13 protein-coding genes are annotated in these 14,529 nt (G+C 65.5%); 4 read left to right on the top strand and 9 right to left on the bottom strand.

Annotated features, from left to right (window positions below; translation table 11 throughout):
• Positions 1 to 9: 9 nt before the first annotated feature.
• Positions 10 to 2,673, bottom strand: coding sequence for a pyruvate dehydrogenase (acetyl-transferring), homodimeric type (gene aceE / locus BB334_RS16230; RefSeq protein WP_068809550.1), 2,664 nt, complete (start codon positions 2,671 to 2,673; stop codon positions 10 to 12).
• A 274-nt stretch (positions 2,674 to 2,947) separates the two neighbouring features.
• Here aceE and BB334_RS16235 point away from each other — a divergent pair, with 274 nt between their 5' ends.
• The gene (locus BB334_RS16235; protein ID WP_068809551.1) at positions 2,948 to 3,751 is read left to right on the top strand and encodes a FadR/GntR family transcriptional regulator; all 804 of its coding nucleotides are present in this window, start codon (positions 2,948 to 2,950) and stop codon (positions 3,749 to 3,751) included.
• 355 nt (positions 3,752 to 4,106) lie between these two features.
• On the opposite strand, the gene BB334_RS16240 is transcribed toward BB334_RS16235, so the two are convergent.
• The 7 genes from BB334_RS16240 to BB334_RS18955 form a co-directional block, all read right to left on the bottom strand.
• The gene (locus tag BB334_RS16240) at positions 4,107 to 4,904 is read right to left on the bottom strand and encodes a GTPase (protein ID WP_068809552.1); all 798 of its coding nucleotides are present in this window, start codon (positions 4,902 to 4,904) and stop codon (positions 4,107 to 4,109) included.
• Positions 4,905 to 5,656: 752 nt separating this feature from the next.
• Positions 5,657 to 7,675 (bottom strand): DNA topoisomerase III, encoded by a 2,019-nt coding sequence (locus BB334_RS16245; protein WP_068809553.1) that lies wholly within the window; start codon positions 7,673 to 7,675, stop codon positions 5,657 to 5,659.
• A gap of 298 nt (positions 7,676 to 7,973) precedes the next feature.
• Positions 7,974 to 8,357, bottom strand: a complete 384-nt coding sequence (locus tag BB334_RS16250; protein ID WP_068809554.1) for a single-stranded DNA-binding protein — start codon at positions 8,355 to 8,357, stop codon at positions 7,974 to 7,976.
• Positions 8,354 to 8,902 carry a DUF3158 family protein gene (locus BB334_RS16255; RefSeq protein WP_068809555.1) on the bottom strand — a complete coding sequence of 183 codons (549 nt, stop codon included), beginning with the start codon at positions 8,900 to 8,902 and terminating at the stop codon, positions 8,354 to 8,356. Before BB334_RS16255 ends, BB334_RS16250 begins: the two co-directional genes overlap by 4 nt.
• The gene (locus tag BB334_RS16260) at positions 8,899 to 9,687 is read right to left on the bottom strand and encodes a PFL_4669 family integrating conjugative element protein (RefSeq protein ID WP_068809556.1); all 789 of its coding nucleotides are present in this window, start codon (positions 9,685 to 9,687) and stop codon (positions 8,899 to 8,901) included. The genes BB334_RS16255 and BB334_RS16260 overlap by 4 nt, the downstream gene beginning before the upstream one ends.
• Before the next feature lie 229 nt (positions 9,688 to 9,916).
• Positions 9,917 to 10,210 carry an RES family NAD+ phosphorylase gene (locus tag BB334_RS17775; protein WP_198531280.1) on the bottom strand — a complete coding sequence of 98 codons (294 nt, stop codon included), beginning with the start codon at positions 10,208 to 10,210 and terminating at the stop codon, positions 9,917 to 9,919.
• A complete protein-coding gene (locus BB334_RS18955; RefSeq protein ID WP_456300364.1) occupies positions 10,207 to 10,476 on the bottom strand; it encodes a hypothetical protein in 270 nt (89 codons plus the stop codon). Before BB334_RS18955 ends, BB334_RS17775 begins: the two co-directional genes overlap by 4 nt.
• Before the next feature lie 453 nt (positions 10,477 to 10,929).
• Here BB334_RS18955 and BB334_RS18960 point away from each other — a divergent pair, with 453 nt between their 5' ends.
• The 3 genes from BB334_RS18960 to BB334_RS16275 all read left to right on the top strand — a co-directional run bounded on the left by BB334_RS18960 (position 10,930) and on the right by BB334_RS16275 (position 13,585).
• The gene (locus BB334_RS18960; RefSeq protein ID WP_456300365.1) at positions 10,930 to 11,322 is read left to right on the top strand and encodes a LysR family transcriptional regulator; all 393 of its coding nucleotides are present in this window, start codon (positions 10,930 to 10,932) and stop codon (positions 11,320 to 11,322) included.
• Between the two features lie 9 nt (positions 11,323 to 11,331).
• On the top strand, positions 11,332 to 11,838 hold the full coding sequence (locus BB334_RS18965) for a LysR family substrate-binding domain-containing protein (protein WP_456300366.1): 507 nt from the start codon (positions 11,332 to 11,334) through the stop codon (positions 11,836 to 11,838).
• A gap of 343 nt (positions 11,839 to 12,181) precedes the next feature.
• A complete protein-coding gene (locus BB334_RS16275; protein ID WP_068809557.1) occupies positions 12,182 to 13,585 on the top strand; it encodes a fused MFS/spermidine synthase in 1,404 nt (467 codons plus the stop codon).
• A gap of 21 nt (positions 13,586 to 13,606) precedes the next feature.
• On the opposite strand, the gene ptsP is transcribed toward BB334_RS16275, so the two are convergent.
• On the bottom strand, positions 13,607 to 14,529 hold a 923-nt coding region (gene ptsP, locus BB334_RS16280), incomplete at its 5' end, for a phosphoenolpyruvate--protein phosphotransferase (RefSeq protein ID WP_068809692.1).

Consider the following 14,529-nt stretch of genomic DNA (forward strand, 5'->3'; position numbering starts at 1 on the left):
CTTGCGCGCTCAGACCGACATCGGGTTGGGCTTGTTCGGGTCGAGGTTGTACTTGACCAGGGCTGCCGCAACCTTGTCACGACCGATCACGCCGTCGTCGGCCAGCGCCTTCAGCGCCGCCAGGGTCACCCAGTGACGATCCACCTCGAAGAAGTGGCGCAGGTTCTCGCGGGTGTCCGAACGACCGAAGCCGTCAGTGCCCAGCGTCACATAGCTGCCCTTGATGAAGGGACGGATCTGCTCGGGAAGCATGCGGATGTAGTCGGTGGCCGCGATGACGGGGCCTTGCGCGCCTTCCAGCTTCTGGGCAACGTGCGACTTCCTCGGCTCCTCCATCGGGTGCAGCAGGTTCCAGCGCTCGACGTCCTGGCCGTTGCGGGCGAGTTCGTTGAAGCTCGGCGCGCCCCAGATGTCCGCGTCCACGCCCCAGTCGGCCTTCAACAGGTCGGCGGCGGCGATCACCTCGCGGAAGATCGTGCCCGAACCCATCAGCTGCACGCGCGGGCCGGTGCCCGCGGCGCCCTTGCGGAAGGCGTACAGACCCTTGAGGATGTCGGCCTCGGCGCCCACCGGCATCTCGGGATGTTCGTAGTTCTCGTTCATCACCGTGAGGTAGTAGTACACGTCCTCCTGCTCGGCGAACATCCGGCGCAGGCCGTCCTGCACGATCACCGCGACCTCGTACTGGAAGGTCGGGTCGTAGCTCACGCAGTTGGGGATGGTGTTCGCGAGCACCAGGCTGTGGCCGTCCTCGTGCTGCAGGCCTTCGCCGTTGAGCGTGGTGCGTCCGGCGGTGCCCCCGATGAGGAAGCCGCGGGTGCGCTGGTCGGCTGCCGCCCAGCACAGGTCCATCGTGCGCTGCAGGCCGAACATCGAATAGAAGATGTAGAACGGAATCATCTGTACGCCGTGCACGCTGTAGGCGGTGCCGGCGGCGATCCAGTCGGCCATCGCGCCGGCTTCGTTGATGCCTTCCTGCAGCACCTGGCCGGTCTGGCTCTCCTTGTAGAACATGAGCTGGTCATGGTCTTCGGGGACGTACTTCTGACCTTCCTGGTTCCAGATGCCGTACTGGCGGAACATGCCTTCCATGCCGAAGGTGCGGCTCTCGTCGGGCACGATCGGTACGACATGGCGGCCGACCTGCTTGTCCTTCAGGAGCGTGTTCATGATGCGCACCACCGCCATCGTGGTCGACAGCTCGCGGCCTTCGCCCGAGGCTTTGAGCAGCGCGGCGAAGGCGTCGAGCGCGGGCACGGCCAGCGGCGCGGCCTTGGTGCGGCGCTGGGGCAGGAAGCCGCCCAGGTCCATGCGGCGCTGCATCATGTACTTGTATTCGGGCGAGCCTTCCTCGAACTTGAGGTAGGGCAGTTCCTCGAGCTTGTCGTCGGGCACCGGCAGGCCGAAGCGGTCACGGAAGCGGCGGATCGCCTCGACGTCCATCTTCTTCTGCTGGTGACTGATGTTCATCGCCTCGCCCGCCTGGCCCATGCCGAAGCCCTTGATGGTCTTGGCGAGGATCAGCGTCGGCTGGCCCTTGTGCTCGGAAGCGGCCTTGTAGGCGGAGAAGATCTTGAAGAGATCGTGGCCGCCGCGGTTCAACTGCCACACCTGATCGTCGGTCCAGTCGGCAACCAGCGCGCGCAGCTCGGGCGTGTTGAAGAAGTGCTCGCGCACGTAGGCGCCGTCCTTGGCCTTGAAGGTCTGGTACTCGCCGTCGCAGAGTTCCATCATGCGCTGCTTGAGGAGACCCTTCTTGTCGCGCGCGAAGAGCGCATCCCAGGCCGTGCCCCAGATGACTTTGATGACGTTCCAGCCCGCGCCGCGGAAGCCGGCTTCGAGCTCCTGGATGATCTTGCCGTTGCCGCGCACCGGGCCATCGAGGCGCTGCAGGTTGCAGTTGATCACGAACACGAGGTTGTCCAGCTTCTCGCGGCCGGCCATGCCGATCGCGCCGAGCGACTCGACCTCGTCGGTCTCGCCGTCACCGAGGAAGGCCCACACCTTCCTCTGCTCGGCGCGCGCAGGGTCGATCATGTTGCGGCTGGCCAGATACTTCATGAAGCGCGCCGAGTAGATCGCGCACAGCGGGCCCAGGCCCATCGACACGGTCGGGAACTGCCAGAAATCCGGCATCAGCCAAGGGTGCGGGTAGGACGAGATGCCCTTGCCGCCCACCTCCTGGCGGTAGTGGTCCATCTGCTCTTCGGTGAGCCGCCCGAGCATGAAGGCGCGCGCATACACGCCCGGCACCGAGTGGCCCTGGAAGTAGATCAGGTCGCCGTCGTGCGCCTCGGACGGCGCATGCCAGAAGTGCGAGAAGCCCACGTCGTACAAGGCCGCCGCCGAGGCGAACGAGGCGATGTGGCCGCCCACGTTGGTGTTCTTGTTCGCGCGCACCACCATCGCCATCGCATTCCAGCGGATGTACGAGTGGAGCTTGATCTCCATGTCCGGATCGCCCGGATACGGCGGCTGCTGCTCGGCGGGGATGGTGTTGATGTATTCGGTGGTGGCCGAGTAGGGGATGTTCACCCCTTCCTGGCGCGCCGTCGCGATCAGCGTCTCGATCAGGTAGTGGGCGCGCGCAGGGCCGGCACTTGCAACGACCCCCTCGAGCGCTTCGATCCATTCCGCAGTTTCACGGATGTCGATATCCTCTTGTGTGCTCATGTTGTCTCCTCGGATTGAATTGCCCGTCGGTGCTTCGCTGCCTTGCAGTGATGATTCCTGCGGTAGCGCCCCCTCCGGTATGCTCGGACTGCCGGCCTACCCGGTCTGACCAAGAAATTTTGATAATGCTATCCTTAATATCTATCGAGCCACAAGGGTCGCTGCTTGCACCACTCAGGCGCGCCGCAGTGCAGCAATCAAGGGCGTACAATCCACGACGCCCGCCGCGTGCCTGGAGCACGCTGAACTACCGATATCCAAGGACGAATTCGCCATGTCGTCGAGCCCATCATTCAGCGCCGTCGTGCAGCCGAGGCGTGCGCGCCTGTCCGATACCATTGCCGAGCAGATCGAGGGGCTGATTGCGAGTGGAGAACTCAAGCCTGGAGACAACTTGCCTCCCGAGCGAGATCTTTCCAAGCAACTGGACGTGTCTCGTCCCTCTTTGCGCGAGGCGCTGCTCGTCCTCGAAAGCAGGGGGTTGCTGCAGGCACGTCGCGGGGGTGGCTATTGCGTGACTGATGTGACCGCTCCGATCATTACCGATCCGCTGGTGCACCTGCTTCAGCGCCACCCCTCAACGGTTGATGACATCCTGGAACTACGCCACGGTATCGAGTGCATCGCAGCTCAGTTCGCGGCTCTTCGCGCCACGGATACGGACATCAAGAAACTGAATGGGCTTGTGACGCGCATGCGAAAGCGGAAGGGCGAATTTGATGCATTCGAAGATGCCGAGCGAGATGTCGAATTCCACATGGCAGTGGCCGAGGCATCTCACAACATCGCGCTGGTGCACGTGACGCGCGGCATCTTCAACCTCATGCGTATGAACATGCTGCGCTCGCGGGAGGCGCTCTACCATCAACAGGACAATGTCGGACTGCTCGATGCGCAGCATGCGGAGATCGCCAAGGCAATCGCTATCCGGGATCCGGCTGCCGCACGAAAAGCGGCGAACCTGCACTTAAGCTTTGTCCAAGCCAGCTTGCGGGAGGTGGCGATGACGGACTTAGAGCAGCAAGGGGCACGCAGCAAGCGTGTGCGATCTCAACAGCGGGAAGCGAGTACAGACTAGCGTTTCTCAAACGGCAACCGTCTAGTAGCGCGCCTTGTGGAAAGCTTTCCGTAAGGGGCGGCAGCTCTCGCTCACTGAACGCACAAGTTCTGACCAGTCGTCGAACGCATCGATATCCGGATTGCAGCCGACTGCTTAGGCAATGAACTTCTGGCCTCCATCGGGCCGCTGTTCGTCACGCTCGGCCAGGCAGTACACGCCCTGGTCCCTGACCAGGACGACGCGGCGTAGATTGGCTGCCGCCTCGGAAAGGACACGCTGCGGGTCGGCGCCCTCGAATCGAGCAGATATGGAGGTGTCGCCAGCCAGCGGAATGCGGAACCTCCCGCCGGGTGAGCGGGAGGCTGCGCGGGGGTCAGTGCCGGACAGACTTGCGACCGGACAGGCAGTGCACGCGGATGCGCCGCCAACTCCCATCGTCGATGAGGCGCTCAAGCGTCTCGCCAAGAGCATCAAAGAACACTTCATCGACCCGTTCGACCAGTTCTCGGTCACGGTGCAGTTCGACCGCGTAAAGGTCGAGGCCGCGCTTGTACTGGACAGCGACCCGCCCCTGGAACTTTGCCGTGACCACCGTGAAGGCGATGGTCGGCGGCGTCGCGATGATGTCCTTGGGCAGCGGATCGATCCAGGTAAAGTCCCGCGCGCCGGCATCCACCAGCAGATGGGTGATACGCCGGAAACCGTCGGGAGCTGGCAACTCTTCCATCTGCTGGATAAGCGCCTGCAGCTCGGGGCAGCGAGGTACCGGGATCGGCAGCTTCGCCGGCGCGGAACCGAGCACGAACCGCTGCACCGTGTACGGCTTGCCGTCGGCGGTGAACTCGGTGTGCTCCTCGGGCGTGTCCGCGCGCTGACCGTCGAAGCGGCGTCTGACGTAGGGTTCGACCTGCACCTTGGCGCCCTCGTCGGGCACTTCGGTGACAAGCGAGCGATCGAGCACCGCAAACTCGGCCCGTCCCGTCTTGACGACGATGGCCTCGTCGGTGGTGGCGATGACCCTGCCCTCGAAAGGCTTCGGGTCGATGTGAAAGCCCAGCGTCGAAACCTTGGGCTCGCCGTCGAAGATGTTGAACTTGAACGAACGGACGTTGGACGGCACATGACCGACGACAAGCGTTCGCATCTGTGCACGGATGGCTTGGGTATCCATGGGGAGGCTCCTTGTGGCAACCAAGGGACTCCCGCCCGCAAGGGAGGTCGATCCCTTGAGGGTGAGGTGGATGGACGCAGGTGCGCCCGGAGAACGAAACGACCAGCACGGTGATCCGCGCTGCAGTCTTGAAGGTCTCGACTGCCTGGGCATGGTGCTGACAACTGTCAGCAACGCATGGCCTGAGGATGGGCGCGCAGCATGGGTGCCGTCGTAGCGAAAACCGAATCGCAGACGGCCCGCTTTGGGGCAGTGGTCCGCATCAAGGAACAAGGCCAGGACCAGGGCGCCGAAGGCCACGCGGGCCTTCGGCGGGAGAGGAAGAAGAACCACCTGTGGGCTGCGTCAGCGCTGGCCGTCGTCAAAGCCGTTCGCTGCGTCAGCAATCGCACCCGACCCGTTTCGTGGCTGGGGCCGGCAACCTCTGGCGTGCATCCACACACAAAGGGAGCCCGATGTTTCGCCGGCGGGCACCGGCACGGACTACCCTCGGCCCAAGGGGCCTCCTCACGGCTCGCTTGGCGGCAAGCCGTCGGGAAGCCCCTCATGGCCGAAGCAAGACACACCGATCAAGGGAATGGCGGTGGGCGCGATTCGGGGAGCAGTGGCCTTCTCGCCCCGTTGTCCGATGGCGGGCAGACGGAGCGCGCGCACCGTTGCAGAAGGAGACGTGCGCTGGGGGTCCCGCGAAACGCGGTACGCTTGCCCCGCCGCCAGGAAAGCCGCCGGCGTGGCTGAGGGATGCTTCGACATCAGCACGTCTTGGGTACTGCGCGCCGCTTGCGTGGCGCTTCGCGCTTGCTTGCCAAGGACTCGAGCGGCAGCGTGCCCGTGCAGTCTGGATAACGGCTGCATGACCAGAACGCGCCATTCCTGCCGGCACGCTGGCGCATCTGCGTGCCGCACTGCGGACAAGGCGGCGAAGGCGGCGGCAGCGGGATGGAAAGCGTCGCGCCCCGATGCTCCTGCACGAGTTGGGCCACCCAGGCGGATTGCTTGGCGATGAAGGTGTCCAGCGTCATCTGGCCGGCCTCGATCATATCGAGCGCCTGCTCCCAGATGGCGGTCATGCCGGGATCGGCGATGGCGGCCGGCACGGCATCGATGAGCGTGAAGGCCGCATCCGACGCGCGGATGGTGCGGCCCTTCCTCAGCAGGTAGCCGCGATCGAGCAGGCCCTTGATCGTGCTGGCGCGCGTGGCCTCGGTGCCGATGCCCGTCGTCTCCTTCAGCTTCTGCTTCAGACGCGGGTCGTCCACCAGCTTGGCCACACCCTTCATCGCCTTGACCAGTTCGCCCTGGGTGTAGGGCTTGGGCGGCAGCGTTTTCAACGCCTTCAGCTCGACCTGCTCGACCCCGCAGCGCAATCCGCTCGCCAGTGGCGGCAGCACCTGGCTGCGCTGCGCTTCCACACCATCGGCAGCGCCCGGTTCCGGTGTCGCCAGTACCTGGCGCCAGCCGATCACGGCGATCTGCTTGCCCACCGCCACGAGCGGCTGACCGCCGCAGGCGAGCTGCGCCACCGTGCGGTCGAACTCATGGTGAGGGAGGAACTGCGCGAGGTAATGGGCGCGAATCAGCCGGTAGACGGTCAGCTCCTTTGCGTTCATGGCCGACAGTTTGGCGGGCTCCAGCGTCGGGGTGATGCCGTGGTGCGCCGTCACCTTGCCGTCGTTCCAGGCGCGCGAACGCTGGTTGCGGTCGAGCTGGCCGACCAAGGATCGCAGGCTGGGATCGGTGGCGAGCAGTGCCTCGAGCACCGCCGGCACTTCGGCGAGCATGCTTTCGGGCAGATATCCCGAGTCGCTGCGCGGATAGGTCGTCGCCTTGTGCGTCTCATACAGCTCCTGCGCGATGTCGAGTGTCTCCTGCACCTCGAGGCCGAGCTGACGCGAACAGACTTCCTGCAAGGTACCCAGGTCGAACGGCAGCGGCGGTGCCTCGCGCACGCGCTCGGTGTCCACCGACACGACCTGCGCATCGCGTGCCGCGCTAAGGCGGTCCGCAGCCTGCTGCGCCACCGGCTGCTGAAGGCAGCGACCCGCTGCATCCGTGCTGCCTTCGGGCGGCATCCAACTCGCGGTGAAAGACTGGCCGGCATGGGACAGCAGCACGTCCACCGTCCAATACGGCACGGGGACGAAGCGCGCGATCTCGCGATCACGATCCACGACCAATTTCAGTGTCGGCGTCTGCACGCGCCCCACCGACAGCACGCCGGTATAGCCAGCCTGGCGACCCAGCAGTGTGAACAAGCGGCTCAGATTCATCCCGATCAGCCAGTCCGCGCGCGATCGGGCAAGTGCGGAGAAATACAGCGGCAGCGTCTCGGCGGACGGCTTGAGCGCACCCAGCGCCTTGCGGATCGACGCGTCGTTGAGCGCCGACAGCCACAGGCGCTGAATCGGCCCGCGGTAGCCGCATAGGTCGATGATCTCGCGGGCGATCATCTCGCCCTCGCGGTCGGCGTCGGTCGCAATCACCAGTTCGCTCGCCTTGGCGACGAGCTGCTGCACGAGCTTGAATTGCGCTGCGGTCGCCGCCTTGGGCTCGACACGCCAACGTTCAGGAAGAATGGGCAGTTGCTCGATGGCCCAGCGCTTGTATTGCTCGCCGTATCCTTCGGGCGGAACCGCCTCCACGAGATGACCGATGCACCAGGTCACGACGACACCTGCGCCGCTGTAGCAGCCATTGCTGCGTTGACCGGCGCCCAGCACACGGGCGATGTCCTTGCCCTGGGAGGGCTTCTCGCACAGGAAAACGCGCATGAAGCCCCCCGGGAAATGTGCGGTTCATCGGATGAGGGTCAGCATGGCGGGGCCAGGAGATGCCGGCAGCAAGGAAGCCGACTGGTGCGGACACCGCTTTGCGATTGGCAGGCAGGCGGTCCGTTGCTGCATGGGCGTGCATAGACCGCCGGCGTTGGCACAGCCAGAGCATCGTTTCGGAAGGGCGGCTGGAACGCCCCGGACAACCTTGGAGCTATCCCCTGGGGATAGCTCGCTGGTGCATCGCGGGCGTATGACGGTTGCTACAGCCGCCCTCGGGGAAGCGGCGATGGGGGAACTACTGTCCGCCGCCCGCTTTGGCACTGAGCGCCACCGACTCGATCCGGTACGGCAGGATGCCCACGCGCCGGGCCTCGATCTTGAAGGTGACGCGCTCGTTCTCGTCGGCGTCCTCCCACTCGTCGCGCACGGTGCGGCCCTCGACCAGCACCCGCATGCCCTTCTGGTACAGCGTCTTCCAGTGTTCGGCCTCGCGATGCCACAGTTCCACCGGCGCCCAGAAGCCGCCGCGATCTTCATAATCGCCATCCTTCTTCGGGATCGGGTTGTCGAAATAGACGTTCAGTCGAAGCAGCCGGCGCGGCTCGTCGTTGCGGTTCTGGAATTCGCGGTAGTCCGGCGCCGAACCGATGTTGCTCTCGCCGACGAAGTGCGTGCTCATGGTGACTCCTTGGTGGTGGATGGAACGGGCGCGGTATGCCCGTGGACACGGCGCAGGTAAGCCGCTTCGGCCTGCGCGGCCTTGCTGGCGCACGCCTGGGCTTGGCGAGCGATGCTGTGAGTCAGGCTGATCTGCATGTTCAGCACGATGCGCTGCAGCTCCATCGCATACAGCTCGTCGATCAGCGCGGCCGGCGTCGCGGAGTTGGCCAGCAGAGCCTCCCACAACGCCACGCCCATTGAAGAACGGTCGAGATTGCGCCAGCGCAGGAAGGTCGTCCCTGCGCCAGTCGTCTGCTGGGCCAGTTGCACGCCGAGCAGGCTGAAGGGGTAGGCGTGCGCCTGGGGCAACACGCGTCGCTGTGCTAGGCCGATCACGCCGTCACGCAGCGCCGTGCAATGGCTGGCCCAGTTCTCCAGACTCCCCTTACCCTTAAAAGGCTGTAAAAGGCCTTTTAGGTAGCCTGCGTGTTCCAGCCGCTGGAAGTCCGCCTGTTCCAGCGCCACGAAGCGCGTGGCGTGGCTGATGGGGGGCGATGCTGTCATGCGGCGGCCCCCTCGTCACCTGCCCGACCATCGGAGGCGCCATCCGTGTGCACCGGGGCATCGGGCTCGAGGACGGGTGCAGCAGGCGGTGTGTCGTGCTTGCTCGTCCGCCGCGCGATCGGTGGCGCGAACCGCGAGCGGTGCATGCCTTCCAGCACCTGCTGTGGCAGCTCGCCGAATTTCTCCAGCGCCGCTCGCGCCGCCGCGTTCTTCGCCGCGAAGTCGTCGCGCGTCGTGCCCGAGTAGCGGTACTGCTGGGCCAGCGAGAACAGGCTGCGCAGCGCGTGTGCGCCCTCATTGAGCCAGCGCTCCAAGGTGCTGCGGTCGATCAGCGCCGTGTGGTGCGCCAGGATGAGCTTGCGTGCCAGGTCGTCGTAGTCGGCCAGCAGATACACCGCCATGAAGCCGAGCTGTGCATTCACGAACAGCGGCAGCTTCACCGGCTGCACATTCATGTTCTCGCCCAGCGACAGCGCCGGTGGCACGTCGGCCAGGGCCTGATCCACCTGTTCGCGCAGGGTCTCCAGGCGGGTCTTGGTGTCGGCGAGCTTGTCCTCGATCCGCAACATCCACCAGTCCGAGTACGGGTCGTCCTGCTCCGCGCCGCGCTTCATCTTGTTCATGGCGCCGATGAAGCCGTTGAGACCAATGATGCCGGGACGCCCCTCGGTCGGCGCACGGCCGTGCCAGATGCGTGAGGCGTGGTGCGTGTGCAGCGTCAGCGACATCGCGCTGCGCAACGATCCGAGATTCAGTTGCAGGGGTTCTGTGCGTTCGTTGGCCATCGGAGCGACTCGCGGTGAAGGAGCGAGTCGCCAGCATCGGCATCGGCCGGAAGGCTTTCAGTCAACAAACCGCAGCCCATGCGCGCCCGGTTTGTTCCGCACGGAAGGCTGTGTGTGCCGGCTATCCCCTGGGGATAGGGTTTCGACCGGCAAGGGGCCGAAAGGTGAGATGGCGTTGCGTTGTCAGCGCTTCCAGCTGGATTGGTCGCGGGGTAACCGCCCGTCGGGATCATTGACCACGACGGAATTGCCGTCCTTGAGTCGATCCACGTACACGACGACATTGGTGCCGCCGTCGTTCGCCTGGCTGGGACATCGTGCAGGGCGACAGGAAGGGCGAGGTCTGCTGGTACTCGCGCAATGCGGTCACCTCCTCCAGCGACAGATACAGCGCCTCGATGCCCTCCCGGTTGAAGCGCCCGCCCTTGGCCGCCGCACCCGCGCCGCTGGTGGGCCGGCTGGCCCACTGCGGGGTATGCGCGCGGAACAGTGTGGTGCCGGGCGGCAGGTCGTGGAGGATCATCCAGTGAACCCCGCACTGATCGACTCCAAGTAATCGATCGCATCGTCGGTGCGTCCTTCCTGCACCAACTGCAGCAGGGTCTTGTGGCGGAACGCCGGAATGGGCTCGTTCTTGACCATGAAAAGCGCACGCGCGGTGTTCGGCTGCACTGCCGTGGCGGCCGACAGCACCCGCATGAGATCGCGCAGCGCGGCCTGCAGCCGCCGCGCCGCCCGGCGAAAGTGCAATTCCTCGCCCACCGCAACGAAACAGCGAAGATGGCGCAAATTCATGTATTCGCCCCTGAAGCTGCAGTTAGTTCCTATGACCGCAGGGAACCGCATGAGTGCTTGTCTTTGGCGATGCCTGCCACAGAGGGTTTCCAGTCACCGCCGGCCGACCTTTCCTTGTCGCCAGGAGGTTGTACGTGGCCGGACAAGGCTGGTTATTTCAACGTATTGCCTCGCCATGCAAGAGCACGCAAAATAGATACAAAGTTCCATAATGCATGCGCTGTCACGCTCGCTCTGACGTCAGCGAGTCGTCGCCGGCCGCACCGATACGAACTCCTGCACGCGTCAGGGCAGGCGCCGGCCTGATCCGCGGGAATCGACGAGGAAAATGCTCCTAGCAAGCATGAGCCCTTGAAGCGGCGTCATAGAGCGGGATGCTGGCGGGATCTGGATGTGAGCGCTGGCGCCGGAGAGCCCGAGCCAGACGACGACAGACAGGAGGCGGCCATGGACTTCAGATTGCTGCGTTACTTCGTCGCAGTTGCGGAAGAACTGCATCTGGCCCGTGCAGCCCAGCGCCTGGGCATCGAGCAATCGCCTCTGTCGCGTGCGATGCGCGAATTGGAAAACCAGCTCGGCGTGCAGTTGTTCGACCGCAGCACACGCCTGACGCGATTGACCTGGGCCGGCCAGGTGTTTCTCGGTGAATGCCGACGCGTGGAGGCCACCGTTGACCAGGCACTGAGGAGCGCAAAGGCCGCGGCGCAGGGCTACCAGGGCCATCTACGCATCGCCCTCTGCGACAGCATGGTGCAGCCCCGGATCGCAACCCTGCTGGCTCGCAGCCGCGAGGATGAGCCCGAACTGGAGATTCGCGTCTTCGAGCTCCCGTTCGCGTAGCAGCTCAAGATGCTGCATGACGATCTGCTGGACATCGGCTTTGCGTTGTCAAGCGCGGTGCATGATGACCTCGTCGCCGAGTCGGTGTGGACCGATCCGCTGGCGGTGATCGTGCCCGCACGCCATCCCTTGCTGGCGCACGTCCAAGTGCCGCTGGTCGAAGCGTTGAAATTCCCGCTGGTTCTGTGTCATCCCGAATCGGGATCGGGCTGCCGCCATCAGATTCAAGCGATGCTGCAGGACGCAAAGACGCCGCCCAGGGTAGTCGATGAAGTGACCACCCTGGGCGTGATGCTGACCCTGCTCGGCGCCGGTTACGGCATCGGCTTCGCCATCGCCTCGCAAGTGCAGACGCTACAGCGCCCGGACATCTCCATTCGTCCCCTGGCCGGCACCCCGCCGATGCTCTCTACCTACCTGCTGCGCCGCAAAGGCGAGCCCACGGACCCCATGAAGCGCTTCATCGAGCGAGTGAAAGACGGGGCTGCACCGGTCGATGATGCGCCAGGCCTTTGAAGACGCAGTTCACCTGTCCGTTGCCGCCTGTGGTTTGCCAGTACTACGATGGACTTCCGGATGAAGTCCGACGCGCTGTGGCTTCGGGTGGATGTGCATGGCTCACTCTGGATCAACCGAAACGGCCTGCGTTGACCAGACCGAAGACATGAGTCCACAATCGAGTCCATTCCGTGACGCTTGGATCGGAAAAGACGTTCGTAATAAACGAGTTAGCGAACGGGTGCTGTTCCCTTCACCCGCTCCACGCGATCGATCCACGCTGCATGTTCGACATGCTTTCCGCGATCCCGGCGTAGCGTAGTAGGCTTGGCGCTGTCGCCGTTGCCGGAGTCTCGCCCGCATGGACCCATCCACCGCCCGTTCGCCGGCGGCCTCCACCGAGGGGCGATCGCTGCCGGTGGCGCTGCTCTATGCGATGGTGTTCGTCGAGGGCTTTGCCTCGCTCGGTGCGGAGATCATCGCCCTGCGCCGGCTGGTGCCCCATCTCGGCAGCGCGATCACCGTCACCGCGCCGACGATCGGCTTCTTCCTGCTCGCGCTCGCGCTCGGCTACCAGGCTGGCGGACGGGTGGCGGGCGATTACCTCGACCGCGTGCGGACGAACTTCCTGTGGGCGGCAGCGCTCATCGTGCTCGGGCTGGCCGGACCGGTGGTCGATGCGCTATTCGCCCACGTACGCCCGGCCTGGCTCGCCTGGCTGCTGCTGGTCGGTGGCGTGCTCGGCCCGGTCGCCTGGCTGCTCGGCCAGACGGTGCCGGTGCTGACCAACCTGCTGCGCTTCGAGCGCACCGGCGAGCGCAGCGGGGCGGCGCTGTACTGGTCCACCCTCGGTTCCTTTCTCGGCTCCCTGTCGCTCTCGCTCGGCGTGATGCAGTGGCTCGGGGTCGCCGCGGCGGTGATGATCTGCGCCGGCCTGCTGCTGGCGGTGGCGCTCTGCCTGCCGGTGCCCTCGGGCCGTCGCTGGCAGGCCGGGGCGCTCGCGCTCGCGGTCGCCGCCGGGGGCGCGGCCACCAACCTGGTGCTCCCGCAGCAGATCGAGACCGCCTACGCCACCTATCGGGTGGCGCCGGTGGCGCTGCCCGGCTTCGACGCGCCGCGGGTGTTCTGGATCAACAATTCGCTGGCCTCGATGATCGACGCCAGCGAACCGCCGCGCTACACCCGCTACATCGAGCGCCTGCGCGAGCGCCTGCGCGACGAGCCGGGCTACCGCGATCGCCGCATCCTGGTGCTCGGTGCGGGCGGCTTCACCCTTTCGCACCGCGACCCGGACAACCACTACACCTATGTCGACATCGACCCCGCGGTGCGCGAACTGGCCGAGCGCGAGTTCCTGCACGAACCGGTGCGCGGACGCCTCGTGATCGCCGACGCCCGCCGCTACGTCGTCGACACCAGCGAGCGCTTCGACACCGTCGTCGTAGACGCCTACAGCGCGCTCACCAGCGTGCCCGCCCATCTGGTGACGCGCGAGTTCTGGCAGGACACGCGGCGGGTGCTGAATCCCGAGGGCTCGATGATCGCCAACCTGATCCTCGATCCGCGTCTCGCCAGCACCTACGCCCGAACCCTGCTGGCGACCATCCAGTCGGTGTATGGGCCATGCGCGGTGGAGATCCTGTTTCGGCACCAGCCGCAGACGAACGTGCTCGTGCAATGCTTCGCCGGCCCACCGCCGGAGGCGGTCGAGCCCTACACCGACGAGCGCAATCGCGCGGAGCTCGACCTGCTGCGTGCGCGTTGAGCGCGCAGCCTCACCCGCGACTCAGCCGGCCAGCCGCTCCACCGCTTCGCGCACGCGCGACTGTTCGTCCATCTTCAGGATGCGCTGCACCTTGGGCGCCAGCTCGCCGATGTCGGCACGCAGCACGAGGCGCTTGATCTCGAGCACCTTCGCCGGGTGCATCGAGAAGTTTCGCAAGCCCATGCCCAGCAGCAGCAGGGTGTAGGTCGCGTCGCCCGCCATCTCGCCGCACACCGAGACAGGCACGCCGAGCCGAGCGCCGGTGGCGATCGTGCCGCTGATCAGCTTCAGCACCGCCGGGTGCAGCGGATCGTAGAGATGGACCACCGCCTCGTCCGAGCGATCGATCGCGAGCGTGTACTGGATCAGGTCGTTGGTGCCGATCGAGAGGAAGGACAGCCGGCGCACGAACATGCCGAGCGCGAGCGCGGCAGCCGGCACCTCGATCATGCCGCCGATCTCGATCCTCTCGTCGAACTTCAGTTTTTCCTCGCGCAGCTCCGCCTTCGCCTTCTCTATCAGCGCCAGGCACTGGTCGATCTCCTGCGCGTGCGACAGCATCGGCACCATGATCTGGAGCTTGCCGTGGGCCGAGGCGCGCAGCAGCGCGCGCAGCTGGGTGAGGAAGATCTGCGGCTCCGACAGCGAAAAGCGCACTGCGCGCAGGCCGAGCGCCGGGTTGGGCTCGACGCGGCCGGCGAAGATGTCGAGCGCCTTGTCGGCGCCGACGTCGAAGGTGCGGATGGTCACCGGCTTGCCCTGCATCGACTTCACCACCGCGCGGTAGGCCTCGTACTGTTCGCTCTCGTCGGGCAGCGTGTCGCGCCCGAGAAAGAGGAACTCGGTGCGATACAGGCCGATGCCGTCGGCGTTGACGGCCTTCACCTGGGGGAGGTCCTTCGAGCCCTCGATGTTGGCGAGCAGCTTGATGTCGACGCCGTCCA

The sequence above is a fragment of the Thauera phenolivorans genome, assembly GCF_001696715.1.
GTDB lineage: Bacteria > Pseudomonadota > Gammaproteobacteria > Burkholderiales > Rhodocyclaceae > Thauera > Thauera phenolivorans.

Coding starts and splice junctions, on each gene's coding strand:
- BB334_RS16260 (WP_068809556.1), bottom strand. CDS start 9,687: ATGGCCAACGAACGCACAGAACCCCTGCAACTGAATCTCGGATCGTTG.
- BB334_RS18965 (WP_456300366.1), top strand. CDS start 11,332: ATGCTGCATGACGATCTGCTGGACATCGGCTTTGCGTTGTCAAGCGCG.
- BB334_RS17775 (WP_198531280.1), bottom strand. CDS start 10,210: ATGATCCTCCACGACCTGCCGCCCGGCACCACACTGTTCCGCGCGCAT.
- BB334_RS18960 (WP_456300365.1), top strand. CDS start 10,930: ATGGACTTCAGATTGCTGCGTTACTTCGTCGCAGTTGCGGAAGAACTG.
- BB334_RS16255 (WP_068809555.1), bottom strand. CDS start 8,902: ATGACAGCATCGCCCCCCATCAGCCACGCCACGCGCTTCGTGGCGCTG.
- BB334_RS16250 (WP_068809554.1), bottom strand. CDS start 8,357: ATGAGCACGCACTTCGTCGGCGAGAGCAACATCGGTTCGGCGCCGGAC.
- BB334_RS16275 (WP_068809557.1), top strand. CDS start 12,182: ATGGACCCATCCACCGCCCGTTCGCCGGCGGCCTCCACCGAGGGGCGA.
- BB334_RS16235 (WP_068809551.1), top strand. CDS start 2,948: ATGTCGTCGAGCCCATCATTCAGCGCCGTCGTGCAGCCGAGGCGTGCG.
- aceE (WP_068809550.1), bottom strand. CDS start 2,673: ATGAGCACACAAGAGGATATCGACATCCGTGAAACTGCGGAATGGATC.
- BB334_RS16240 (WP_068809552.1), bottom strand. CDS start 4,904: ATGGATACCCAAGCCATCCGTGCACAGATGCGAACGCTTGTCGTCGGT.
- BB334_RS16245 (WP_068809553.1), bottom strand. CDS start 7,675: ATGCGCGTTTTCCTGTGCGAGAAGCCCTCCCAGGGCAAGGACATCGCC.